The 11,432-nt window shown below is 68.3% G+C and carries 11 protein-coding genes; 4 read left to right on the forward strand and 7 right to left on the reverse strand.

Features of this window, described 5'->3' with window-relative positions; all coding sequences use genetic code 11:
* Window positions 1-79 precede the first annotated feature (79 nt).
* Window positions 80-2,347 (forward strand): glycosyl hydrolase family 95 catalytic domain-containing protein, encoded by a 2,268-nt coding sequence (locus IEZ09_RS31670; RefSeq protein ID WP_189257471.1) that lies wholly within the window; start codon window positions 80-82, stop codon window positions 2,345-2,347.
* Here the strand turns inward: IEZ09_RS31670 and IEZ09_RS31675 are convergent.
* From IEZ09_RS31675 to IEZ09_RS31685, 3 genes are all read right to left on the reverse strand, one after another.
* Complete coding sequence (locus IEZ09_RS31675) at window positions 2,336-3,187, reverse strand: hypothetical protein (protein WP_189257472.1); 852 nt, start codon at window positions 3,185-3,187, stop codon at window positions 2,336-2,338. The two genes, IEZ09_RS31670 and IEZ09_RS31675, sit on opposite strands and share 12 nt — an antisense overlap.
* 65 nt (window positions 3,188-3,252) lie before the next feature.
* Complete coding sequence (locus IEZ09_RS31680) at window positions 3,253-3,672, reverse strand: hypothetical protein (RefSeq protein ID WP_189257473.1); 420 nt, start codon at window positions 3,670-3,672, stop codon at window positions 3,253-3,255.
* A 101-nt stretch (window positions 3,673-3,773) separates the two neighbouring features.
* The gene (locus IEZ09_RS31685) at window positions 3,774-5,294 is read right to left on the reverse strand and encodes a serine/threonine-protein kinase (protein WP_189257474.1); all 1,521 of its coding nucleotides are present in this window, start codon (window positions 5,292-5,294) and stop codon (window positions 3,774-3,776) included.
* 43 nt (window positions 5,295-5,337) lie between these two features.
* On the opposite strand from IEZ09_RS31685, the gene IEZ09_RS31690 reads away from it, so the two are divergent.
* A complete protein-coding gene (locus IEZ09_RS31690) occupies window positions 5,338-5,892 on the forward strand; it encodes an RNA polymerase sigma factor (RefSeq protein WP_189257475.1) in 555 nt (184 codons plus the stop codon).
* Window positions 5,893-5,978: 86 nt separating this feature from the next.
* Here the strand turns inward: IEZ09_RS31690 and IEZ09_RS31695 are convergent, their stop codons facing one another.
* Window positions 5,979-6,359, reverse strand: a complete 381-nt coding sequence (locus IEZ09_RS31695) for an SSI family serine proteinase inhibitor (protein WP_189257476.1) — start codon at window positions 6,357-6,359, stop codon at window positions 5,979-5,981.
* An 87-nt stretch (window positions 6,360-6,446) separates the two neighbouring features.
* Window positions 6,447-7,316, reverse strand: a complete 870-nt coding sequence (locus IEZ09_RS31700) for an SGNH/GDSL hydrolase family protein (RefSeq protein ID WP_189257477.1) — start codon at window positions 7,314-7,316, stop codon at window positions 6,447-6,449.
* A gap of 111 nt (window positions 7,317-7,427) precedes the next feature.
* Between IEZ09_RS31700 and IEZ09_RS31705 the strand changes: the two genes are divergently transcribed.
* Complete coding sequence (locus tag IEZ09_RS31705) at window positions 7,428-8,681, forward strand: MFS transporter (protein ID WP_229813126.1); 1,254 nt, start codon at window positions 7,428-7,430, stop codon at window positions 8,679-8,681.
* On the opposite strand, the gene IEZ09_RS31710 is transcribed toward IEZ09_RS31705, so the two are convergent.
* Both IEZ09_RS31710 and IEZ09_RS31715 read right to left on the reverse strand, forming a co-directional pair.
* Entirely contained in the window at window positions 8,613-9,464 is an 852-nt protein-coding gene (locus IEZ09_RS31710) for a hypothetical protein (protein WP_189257479.1), read from the reverse strand. The genes IEZ09_RS31705 and IEZ09_RS31710 overlap by 69 nt on opposite strands.
* Window positions 9,461-10,408, reverse strand: a complete 948-nt coding sequence (locus IEZ09_RS31715; protein ID WP_189257480.1) for an SPFH domain-containing protein — start codon at window positions 10,406-10,408, stop codon at window positions 9,461-9,463. Before IEZ09_RS31715 ends, IEZ09_RS31710 begins: the two co-directional genes overlap by 4 nt.
* A 47-nt stretch (window positions 10,409-10,455) precedes the next feature.
* Here IEZ09_RS31715 and IEZ09_RS31720 point away from each other — a divergent pair, with 47 nt between their 5' ends.
* Complete coding sequence (locus tag IEZ09_RS31720; RefSeq protein WP_189257481.1) at window positions 10,456-11,133, forward strand: NUDIX hydrolase; 678 nt, start codon at window positions 10,456-10,458, stop codon at window positions 11,131-11,133.
* Window positions 11,134-11,432: the final 299 nt, after the last annotated feature.

Consider the following 11,432-nt stretch of genomic DNA (forward strand, 5'->3'; position numbering starts at 1 on the left):
GAGGCGGGACAGTCACGAAAGATCCGATGAATCGCCGCCCGCGTAGACCTGACCGCACATCGAAGTGAGGTGCCAGAACGTGGTCGAACTCAACCGGCGCACGCTCATCGGAGGCGCGTTGGCCGGGGTAGCGGGCAGTGCGCTGCTCCCGTCCAGCGCGTCGGCCGGTGAGGGCTTCAACTGGAAAGACTTCATCGGGTCATCGGATCTCATCTGGAAGAAGATGCCCACGACCTGGTTCGAAGGGCCTTACCTCGGCAACGGGTTCCTCGGCTCCGGCATCTACGCCGAACCGGGCGCCAACGCCGTCAGGTTCAACGTCCAGCACTCCCAGGTGCAGGACCACCGGCCGGAGTTCGGCGCGCTGTTCGGCCTGGCGCGGCTGCCCATCGGCTACTTCACGCTCGAACCCGTCGGCGCGATCACCGCCGTCGACTGGCGGCTCGACCTGTGGAACGCCGAGCTGACCGGCACGATCACCACCGCCGCCGGCAGCCTCAGGTTGCGCGCGTTCATCCACACCGAGCGCGACCTCTACGCGATCGACGTGCAGGCGAGCGAGGGCGAGCGGGCGTTCAAGTGGGTCTTCCACCCGCTCAAGGCGATCAGCCCGCGCACCGACCCGAAGTGGAACAGGCCCGCGCCGGCGGGTTTCACGGACAACCCGCCGGTGCAGCTCACCAGCGCTGGTGACGTGCAGCTCGCCGTACAGCCGTTGAACGCGGGCGGCGAGCACGTGACGGCGTGGCGCGAGGTCACCCGCGGGACCCGGCGCACGCTCTTCACCAGCGTCGCGTGGTCGCACCCGCAGAAGACCGCTGTGCGCAGGGCGATCGGCAACGTCCGGTGCGGCTCGATCGAGGGTCTCGCCGTCGGCCACCGGCTGTGGTGGCACGACTTCTACCGCAAGAGCTTCCTGTCCATTCCGGACAAGCGACTGCAGGCGTTCTACTGGATCCAGCTCTACAAGTTCGCCTCCGCCGCGCGGAAGGAGGCGCCGGCGATCGCGACGTGCGGTCCGTGGCTCGAGAACACGCCGTGGCCCAACACGTGGTGGAACCTCAACGTGCAGCTGGAGTACTGGCTGATCCACGGCTCCAACCACGTCGACTTCGACGCCGTCACGTACTCCGTCGACCGGTACCGCGACGCGCTCGTCGAGCAGGTCCCCGCCGAGTACCGGCACGACTCCGCCGGCATCCCGCGCACCACCGACACCGTGCTCAACAACGGCGCGGGCATCGGCAACTCCGGTTACGGCGTCGGCATTCCCGGCAAGGACGTGCCGACGCCCGAGGTCGGCAACCTGACCTGGACGCTGCACAACGTCTGGCTCACCTACCGGCACACCATGGACGACCGTGTTCTGCGCAACGTGCTGTTCCCGTTGCTGCGCAGAGCCATCAACTACTACTTCCACTTCCTGACCAAGGGCTCGGACGGCAAGTGGCACCTGCCGATCACGTTCTCGCCCGAGTACGGCGTCAACGCGCCGGACTGCAACTACGACCTCGCGCTCATCCGGTGGGGCTGCCTGACGTTGCTCGAGTCCGCGAAGTCGTTGCGCGTCAACGATCCGCTGATCCCGAAGTGGCAGGACACGCTCGCGAACCTCACGCCGTACCCGGTGGACGCCAACGGGTACATGATCGGCGCGGGGGTGCCGTTCGCGAAGTCGCACCGGCACTACTCGCACCTGCTGCAGATCTACCCGCTGTACGAGGTGACGTGGGAGGACCCGGCCAAGCGCCGGCTGATCGAGACCTCGCTGAACCACTGGATCAGCTTCGAGGGGGCCTTGCAGGGCTACACGTTCACGGGCGCGGCGTCGATCAGCGCGCAGATGTTGCGCGGCGACAAGGCGGACTTCTACCTCGGTGAGCTGATGCGCCGGTACATCAAGCCGAACACGATGTACCAGGAGTCCGGTCCTGTCATCGAAACGCCGCTCTCGGCGGTGCAGTCGATGTACGACATGCTGTGCCAGAGCTGGGGCGGCGTGATCCGGGTCTTCCCCGCGGTGCCGTGGCCGGAGATCTCGCTCGACAACTTCCGGACGCAGGGCGCGTTCCTGCTCAGCGCCTCACGGCAGAGGGGCGCGACGCGGTGGATCAAGCTGCGCAGCGAGGCCGGTGCGCCCTGTGTCGTCCGGACGGACATCAAGGAACCGGTCGTGCGTGATCGATCGGGCCGGCCGAAGCGCTTTTCGGTGCTGCCCAACGGAGATCTGCGCATCGAGCTGCGGCGCGGTGAGGAAGCGATCATCCACCGCGACGGCGACCGGCCGGAGCTGAAGGTCGGCCCGGTGATCGGTGCTCCCGCACCGGCATGGGGTCTACCGGCTTGATGTGACCCAGCGGACGACGCCGTCGTGGTCGACGAGCACGAGTGCACCCGTCTCGTCGAACCGCGCGTCGTCGACGCCGGTCTCCTTCGTGAGAACCTTGCCGGCCAACGCGTACGTCGTGGCGGTACCCCCTGAGACGACCGCCACGGCGTCGCCACCGGCATCGGCGCGCACCCGTGCTTCCGCGCCGAACTCCGCGGTCCAGAGCTTGGTGCCGTCCCCGGTCACGGCGACGACCCTGGCGGTCGTCCGCCCGTCGCTGATGCCGTTCAGCGCGATCACCGCGCCGTCCCGGTTGAAGGCGCACTCGCTGCCCGCGGTGAGCTCGGGGATCGGCGCGCGTGCCGCGTCACTGAGCAGCACGGGCCGCGGCGTCGCGATGATCACGGCAGGCCGATCGCCCGCGGTGCAGCCGAACTCGTTGGCAGCGGACCACTTCTCGCCGGGTTCCCAGCCGGATGGCCCGCGCACGAACCTCTGCACCTCGACCCCGTCCTGTCGCGGGACCATGGCGAGTGCGGCGGCATCGTCGCTGGTGGGTTGCCACACCAGGGCTCCGGCGATCTGCGCCGTGTCGCGCAGGGCCGGGCATCGACCCTCACACGTGGCCATCGCCTCCGCGTTCGGCTTCTCCCACATGACCCGGCCTGAACGGTCGATCCCGCGCAGCGTTCGCGAACTGCCGCCCACCACGATCGCGCCGTGGGCGTCTGCGTCGAGCACGAACCAACCGTTGAGTCGCTTGCCGGCGTTGTCGTGTTGTTGTGGTGGTGTTGCGGCGCATCCGGCAAGGGCGGCGAGCGCGGCGGTGAACATCGCTGCGACGTGGCGGACGCGCATCGGGGTCAACCTTCCTGAGTGACCGGCTGCGGCGACGTTCGCCGCAGCCGGTGCGTGAGTGGAGGTCAGATCTTCCGAGTCACGGTGGAGCACTCCGGGTCGAACTGGAAGGGCTCGTCGAAGACCGCGCGGAACACCACCCACTCCGGATAGCCGCCGTAGGTGCGCGGGTTCGTGCCGGTCGGCTTGTTCCTCCAGGTGTTGGCGGGCAGCGCCGTGTCGGAGTCGCCGAAGATGGTCCGGTTGTCCTCCTTGATCGACCAGAAGACGTCGTTCTCCGAGCCGAGTTCGCCGCCGCTCACCTTGTACGACATGGACGTCCACACGTGGTACGCGCCGCTGTTCACGTAGTACGCGGTCGCGTTGAGCGTGTGTCCGTCCGCGCTGCAGGTCGCGGACAAGCTGTCTGCCTGTGCGGCCACCGCGGTGGTGCCGATCGCCGCCATCGCGATGCCGAGGGCGACGGCCGCCCGGCGGATGTTCATGGTTGCCATGTGAAGGGACCCCTTGTGTCTGTGGAGCAACTGGTCTGGGCACAAGGTGAGATGGCGGCAGCCGCACGTCTGTTAGTAACGGAACGATAACGTCATCGGAGGCGGGCGGTCTGGCCGCCGGCATGGCAGTCGGCCTCGGAGGGGTGCGGGCTTCGGCACACCTTCGCGCGGGCCAGGAAGGTGTGCCGGCTGTCCGAGCCGTCGATCTTCGGGCTCCAGCAGGTGGTCTGACCAGGTTTGATGAAGCCGCTGCCGCCGTCTTCGGTGTTCCAACAGGTGAACGTGCCGACGAACTTGCCGTCGGTCCAGAGGTCGAGGTAGGCGTTGGCCCAGGTGCCCTCGGGGAGTGGTGCGTGCAGCACCACGTAGGCCCAGTAGTTCTGGGCGCTGTCCAGGCAGAGCTGGACCGACCCGAGATCGGGTTCCGGTGGTGGCCGCTCCGCCACGTGATTCGCGGACCGGTAGTCGCCGTTGCCTTGCGCGTGCAGGCAGTTGGGCAGCCTGGCACGCGCTTGCGCCGACGGGGTCTGGGACGGCGGTGGTGCGGGGACGGCGTGGTCGCTCGACCGGCTGCGTTCGCTGGTTCCGCTGGTGGGCGGAATCTTCTTGTCCGCAAAGGGAATCGCGCTGGGATTTGGCGTCGGTGACGTGCTCGTGGATTCCGCGGCGGGAGTGGTTGCCCCCGCGACGATGACTGTCGTCTGGGCCGCGCGTGACTGCGGTGGCGGTGCCCATTTCCACGCCGCGAAGCCTGCCAGTGTGAGCACGCCGATCAACCCCGCCGCGAGTGTCGCGGAGGTTCGGAATCGTCGTCGTGGCAAGGGAACCAGCGTGGGGGTGAGCAAGCCGTCGAGCGCCGCGGCGAAGGCGGCGGCGGTCGGCCACCGGTTTTCCGGGTTCGGTGCCAGTGCCCGCAGCAGGACCGCGTCCGTGCCCTCTGGCAGATCGGGGCGCAGGTCGCTGGGCGGCGCGGGCGGACGGCTCGGGGCGCGGCCGGTCAGCGCGTGGTAGATCGTGGCGCCCGCGCCGTACACGTCGGCTCGCTCGTCGAGCACGTGTTCCGGGTCGTCCTGTTCGGGAGCCATGTAGCCGGCGGTGCCGACCGGCAGCGTGAACCGCGAGCCCTGCGCGAGCTCGCGCGCGAGGCCCAGGTCTGCGACGAGCAGCGACGGGTCGCCGGAGCCGGTGCGGAACAGCACGTTGGACGGTTTGACGTCCCGGTGCAGCACGCCGGCGGTGTGCAGGTCCGCAACGCCCAGCGCGAGCTCGACGCCGTACCGCAGGGCCTGCTCGACCGGGAGCGGGCCGCCCTCGAGCCGGTCGGCGAGGCTGCCGCCGTCGGCGTAGGTCATCACGAAGTACGGGCGGCCATCAGGCAGCTCGTCGATGTCGAACACCTCGACGACGCGGTGCGACCGGGTGCGGCGCAGCACTCGCGCCTCCTGCTCGAAGCGCTGCCGCACGTCGAGGCGCTCCGCCCAGTTCTCGGCGAGGACCTTGATCGCCACCCGGTCGTGCAGCCGTTCGTCCTCTGCGAGCCAGACGGCGGCGAACGCACCCGTCCCGAGTAGAGCTTGCACGGGATAGCGACCGATCTTCGAAGGCCTTCGCACGTGCCTATGATGGCGGAACAGCGTTGGTGCGAATGGGGGGTTTGTGATCCCGGTCGATGCGGACGACCTTGCCGCGCGGGCGGCGGCGGGAGACGGGCAGGCCCTCGACGAGTTGCTGCGTCTGATCCAACCGTCGGTGCTGCGCCGCTGCGGGATGATGCTGGCCTTCCGCGCGGACGCCGAGGAAGCCTGCCAGGACGCGTTGTTGCAGGTCGCCCGCTCGGTGCACACCTTCGAAGGGCGGTCGGCGTTCACGACCTGGCTGCACGTCGTCGTGTCGAACTGCGTGCGGGAGACCTACCGATCGCTGCGCAGGCGGGCGGTTGATGCCACACCCGCCGAGGTGCTCGCGGGACGGCCGGACCCGCGCACCACGAGCGTGATCGCGGGGGCGCGCATCGACGTGCTGGACGCGGTGGAACGACTGGAGCAGCACAACCCGGATCTGGCCGCGGCGTTCGTGCTGCGCGACTTCGCCGATCTCGAGTACAACGAGGTCGCCGAACGGCTGGGTGTGTCCGTGAGCACCGCTCGGTTCCGGATCCACGAGGCGCGCAAGTTCGTGCGCGAACGCCTCACCGACAGCGCGACTCGTTAGCAGGCAAGAGAAAACTCTGCCGGTGCGGAAACAAGGCCGGTGTCCCGCCGCGACGGCGGTGCGGCGGGACACCGGAGATCGCGGTCTCAGAAGTCGAACACCTTGCCGGTGAACGCCCGCAGAACGCACGGGTTCGAGTACACCTGCTGGAAGTCGACCTTCTTGTTGCGCCACTTGCCGCGCAACGTCGCCTTGGTGGCGTTCAGCTCCATCGTGCAGATCGCGCCGGAGTCCTCCAGCCTGCGGAAGTCGCCCTCCACGGGGATGAGCTGGTCGCACGCCTCCTTGGCGTGCTTGTGGAGCCCGCCGGCGGGCTCGCAGGTGAGCTGCGTGGTGCTGAGGCTGCCCATCTCCGGCCGCACCGACAGCACCAGGCCGGATGCGGGGAGGGGCGCTGCCTGTGCGGTCGTGGGGACGATCGGGGCGGCGAGCGCGAGGCAGGCAAACAGAAGTCGGGTCCTTGCCATGCCACCACTGTGGCGCGGCAAGGACCCCGATCTCCAATCAACTCAGCGGTAACACCGGATCGTGTAAACCGCCGCGACTGCGTGCAACTAGACGCCCGCGAACTCCGTCCCGGTGAGCGCTGCCGCCACCTGCTCACCGACCGCTGCCATGCCACTGGCATTCGGGTGAACCGGGAACGCGAGGCGGGTCGGGATGAGGCCCTCGACCCACTTGTCCCACGGCGCCGCGCACACGTCGCGGCCGAGGCTGATGTCGTACGGGTTGACCCAGCCGGCGCCCGCTGCCTTCGCCTGCGCGCCGAGCATGCCGTTGAGCAGCTGCTGCGTGGCGTCGAGGTACGGCACGTCGCCGCTCGCGATGGGCACGACAGGCCAGCACCCTCCCGACGGCGGCAGGATGCGCAGGTAGCCGACGACCACGATCCTGGCCTTCGGCGAACGCTGCTTGATGGCTTGCAGGACGTTCGCGACCTTCGGTGCGGTGGCGTCGATGCGCTGGGCCAGCTCGTCGCCGTAGAACGCCTTGCAGGGCGCGCCGTGCGGGTCGAGCAGGCCGCGGCTCGCGCAGTTCTGGATGATCTCGCCGAACCCGATGTCGTTGCCTCCGATGGAGACCGTGACGAGATCGGTGTCGGGCCTGAGAGCGGACAGCTGCGGCACCGGCTGGCCGGGGAAGCCGCTCTGCACGCCGGCCATGTCCTTGGTCTGGGCGCCGCCGCACGAGATGTCCGTGAAGCTGGCGATGCCGAGCTCGCGGGCGAGGACCGACGGGTAGTTCCGCGTCGACTTGAAACAGCTCAGCGGGTCGAGCCGCTGCAGGGGGATGAACGGTCCGGAGACGAACGAGTCTCCGAGCGAGACGTAGTTCCGGTACGTCGGAGCCGCGCTGGCGGTCGGGACCAGAATCGCCGCTATCAGGGCGGTGAGCAGGGATACAACAGTCACTCGGCGCGTCATTGCTACCTCGTTACTGATGAGTAGGAACGTAGGACGAAGGGTGACCGGACCATTGCGCAGTGTCAATCCCTCGACCAGGCTGGAACGATGACGGGGGTACGCAAAGTAGCTGTGGCATCCGCAGTCGGTAACACGATCGAGTTGTACGACTTCCTGCTCTACGGCACGGCGTCGGCGCTCGTGTTCAACAAGATCTTCTTCCCGCAGTTCGACAGCCGCGTCGGCGTGCTGCTGGCGTTCGCCACGTTCGGCGCGGGTTTCGTGGCCCGCCCGCTCGGCGGCGCGGTCATCGGACACCTCGGTGACCGGCTCGGGCGCCGCGCGATGCTCGTGATCACCCTGTCGATGACGGGGCTGGCCACGGCGTTGATCGGCGTGCTGCCGTCGTACGCCTCGATCGGCATCGCGGCACCGGCACTGCTGGTGTTGCTGCGGATCGTGCAGGGCTTCTTCATGGGCGGCGAACAGGGCGGCGCGTCGCTGATGGCCGTCGAGCACGCGCCGTCGGGACGCTGGGGCTGGTACGGCAGCTGGGTGTTCATCGGGTCGCCGGTCGGCCTGGTGCTCGCGAACCTCGCGATGTACCTGTCGTCGCGGGTGTCCGGCCCCGGCTTCCTGACGTGGGGCTGGCGGCTGCCGTTCCTGTTTTCGATCGTGCTGGTCGGCATCGGCCTCTACATCAGGTTGCGCGTCACCGAGAGCCCGCGGTTCGAGCGGGCCGAGAAAGCGCGGCTGCCGCTCGCCGAGGTCGTGCGCACGCAGTGGCGCGTGCTGCTGCTCGGCGCGGGCGTGAACCTCGGCTTCCAGATCTTCATCTTCGTGTTGTCGGTGTTCACCATCAACTACGGCCGCACGGCTCTGCGGATGTCCCCGGACGATCTCCTGGTGGCGCAGGTCGTCGGCGGGCTCGCGCAGGTGATCTCCCTGCCGGTGTTCGCCTGGCTGTCGGACCGGGTCGGGCGGTTGCCGGTGATGTTCGGCGGTGCGGTGTTCCAGGCGGCGTTCGCGTTCCCGATGTTCTGGCTGATGGACGCGCGGTGGTTCACCACGGCGATGGTGCTCGGCTTCATCGGCTCAGGCGCGTTGTTCGGGCCGATGGCCGCCTACTTCGCCGAGCTGTTCCGGACACGCGTGCGGTACAGCGGCGTGGCGGTGAGCTACCAGCTCGGCGCCGTGCTCGGGGGCGGCCTGGCACCGTTCGTCGCGACCTCGTTGCTGGGCTGGGGAACCTGGGCCGTCGCGCTCTACCTGGTGGCGGGCGCCGTGCTGTCCGGCGTGTGCCTGCTGGTGATCGGCTCAGCGCACGAGGCGGAGCCTGCGGGCAGCGAGCCCGACGCTCAGCCGCTGTCCCCAGCCGAGGCGTAGCGCGTCGCTCTCGATGCCGTCGCCGAACGCCACCAGCCCGTCGGACTCGACGTCGATGTCGAGCGGTGCGTCGGTGAGCTCGCCTTCGGTGTGCTCGACACCGGTGCTCGGCGACGGCCACGCCTCCCGGACGAACCACACGAGCCTGCGCTCGGTCGGCTCGGGCAGAGTGATCCGGCTTTTCCTCTCCCGGTGGGCGCTCGAGCACCAGCCGGTGGCGCCGGTGCCGCTGCCGACGAGGATGCCGGACGAGGCCTGGCGTTCGTCGCGGATGCGGTACCGGCTGGTCTGGTGGCTCGGGTGGCCGACGTAGATCTCGTTGAGGGCGAGGAGGGTCTGACCGTCGTCGGTGGTCGCCTCGACCATCGTGCGGTCCTCGGTGTTCCCCGTGCTGTGCAGGAGTTCTCCAGCGTCCTGAGGAGCGTGCTTGGCGAGCACGCCCCGCTCCGGGTTGATGCCGATCACGGGCTGGCCGTCGAGGTACTTGGCGACGTTGGCGACCAGCCCGTCCTGCCCGACGATGACGACTACGTCCTCGGGCGCGAACAGGAACCGCGACAGGTCTTCCCTCTCGACCACGCCACGGCGCCAGTCGAGCGGGATCGCGGCGCTGACAGCTCCCAACGCCCTGCGGGCCTGCTGGTCACGGTCCACCACCTCGTCCAGGGTTCTGTTGCGGGACTTCAGGAAGAACTCGACCTGGCCCCGTGTGCCATGCCGTGCCAGCAACTCTGTCAGCTCGGTGCGCCTGTGCACCAGCACAATTCTCGGGGCGAGACTCATCGGGCCAGTCTCTGCAGGATCGGCTGGATCACGTCCGGCGTGATGGTGATGCTGCCGATCTCCGGCAGGTTGCCCGCGAGCTCCTTGGCGGCCAGGGCGAACAGCGTCTCCTGCGGGATCTCCCGGTAGGCGTCGAGCCTCGCCTTCTCACCCGCCGCCTCGGCCTCCGCGAGCTTGCGGATGCCCTCGGCCTTCGCGTCGTCGGCGATCCGGCTGGCCCTGGCGTGGTCCTCCGCCTGCTTCAGCGCGTTCGCACCTCGTTGCACGACAAGGAGTTCTTCTCTCTTCGCGAGCTCGATCTGGTTCTGCAACTCGTTCTCGCTGATCGCCCGCTCGCGTTCCACCGCGATGGCCCGGCGTTCGTAGGTGGCCTTGTCGGCCTCCTGCTGGACCTTCTCGCGGATGGTGGTCTGCAGGGCCTTCTCCATGTCGGCGTCCGGGCGGATGGCGACCACCCTGACGTCGATGATCTCCAGCCCGATGTGGGCGGCGGTCAGGTTGGCCTTGACGGCTTCCTTGACCTTCTCCACACCGGACTTGATGGCGGTTTCGAGGTCCAGGGTGCCGAGGATCTTGAGGGCGTGCTGCTGGGTGCTCTCGGTGAGGGTGTTGGCGATCTGGCTCAGCGGGTCCTGGCGCCAGGTGCCGGTGTCCGGGTCGATCGAGAAGTCGATGCGTGCCGTCGCGGTCGCGGGGTCGGTGCAGCGGTACGTGGTGGTCAGCTGGACCGTCACGTCCTGGTAGTCGCTCGTGCGGGCGTGGAACAGCATCGGCAGTTCGCGGTCGTCCACCGGGACTTCGCTCAGGACCGCGGTTCTCGGGCGGAACCAGAAGCTCAGGCCCGTGCCCTCGTGGACGACCTTGCCCTTCCGGATGTGTCTGATGTGGACCGTCGGGGCTCCTCTGAGGTGGCGGAGTCCGGGGTAGGTGCTGATGTCGGCCATCGTCGTCTCCTTATCGTCGATCTGACGATAAGCCTATACTCGGGGATGTGTACTCGCCAAGTGATTTCCCGCCCTTCGCGGTCACGGTCGACCTCGTGGTGCTGACTGTGCGGTCCGACGCGTTGTGCGCGCTGCTGGTTCGGCGGGGGGAGGCGCCGTATCGGGGGCGGTGGGCGTTGCCCGGCGGGTTCGTTCGGGAGTTCGAGTCCGTGGATGACGCGGCTGCCCGGGAACTCGTTGAGGAGACCGGGGTTGCTGGGCTGCACCTTGAGCAGCTCGCCACTTATGGTGAGCCTCGGCGGGATCCTCGGATGCGGGTGGTGTCCGTGGCCTACCTGGCGTTGGCGCCTGACTTGCCTGTGCCCGTTGCTGGGACTGATGCTGCGGCTGCCTCTTGGGTGCCGGTGGAGGATGTCGGGGCACTGGCGTTCGATCACGCGCGGATCTTGGCGGATGGGGTGGAGAGGGCTCGGGCCAAGCTCGAGTACACCGCTTTGGGGACTGAGTTTTGTGGGCCTGAGTTCACGGTGGCTGAGTTGCGGCGGGTTTACGAGATCGTTTGGGGGGTTTCGTTGGATCCTCGCAACTTTCATCGGAAAGTTACTGGGGTGGAAGGGTTGTTGGAGGCCACTGGGGAGAGCACGGCTCGGGATGGGGGGCGGCCTGCCGCTTTGTATCGGCGTGGGGGTGCTTCGGTGTTGTATCCGCCGTTGGTTCGGGGGTGAGTTGCTTGGGGGCGCGTGGGTTGTGTGGGTCGTCCCCCGGTTGCGTCGGCGGCTGCCTGTTTCGTGTCCGTAGGTGGTTGGGGTGCGTGCGTGTGTTCCGGTTGCTTTCTGGGGCTCCGCCCCAGACCCCGCCAATCTGATCAAAGACCCACCAGCGCCGCGGGCGGGTTGATGGCACGCCTGTTGCGTTGGGCGGCTTGCGGTTGCGTAGGTGGGTTGCGATTCGGGTGGGGTGGGTCTCGTCACGAGCCGCGCGTGAGCGGGCCACACCCAGGGAGGGGTGTCAACTCGGACGAAAA

The organism is Lentzea flava, assembly GCF_014648475.1.
In the GTDB taxonomy this organism is placed as follows: Bacteria; Actinomycetota; Actinomycetes; order Mycobacteriales; family Pseudonocardiaceae; genus Lentzea; species Lentzea flava.

Bases quoted from the DNA above. Each gene is read 5' to 3' on its own strand.
- IEZ09_RS31675 (WP_189257472.1), bottom strand. From the start codon at position 3,187: ATGCGCGTCCGCCACGTCGCAGCGATGTTCACCGCCGCGCTCGCCGCC.
- IEZ09_RS31680 (WP_189257473.1), bottom strand. From the start codon at position 3,672: ATGAACATCCGCCGGGCGGCCGTCGCCCTCGGCATCGCGATGGCGGCG.
- IEZ09_RS31695 (WP_189257476.1), bottom strand. From the start codon at position 6,359: ATGGCAAGGACCCGACTTCTGTTTGCCTGCCTCGCGCTCGCCGCCCCG.
- IEZ09_RS31700 (WP_189257477.1), bottom strand. From the start codon at position 7,316: ATGACGCGCCGAGTGACTGTTGTATCCCTGCTCACCGCCCTGATAGCG.
- IEZ09_RS31710 (WP_189257479.1), bottom strand. From the start codon at position 9,464: ATGAGTCTCGCCCCGAGAATTGTGCTGGTGCACAGGCGCACCGAGCTG.
- IEZ09_RS31715 (WP_189257480.1), bottom strand. From the start codon at position 10,408: ATGGCCGACATCAGCACCTACCCCGGACTCCGCCACCTCAGAGGAGCC.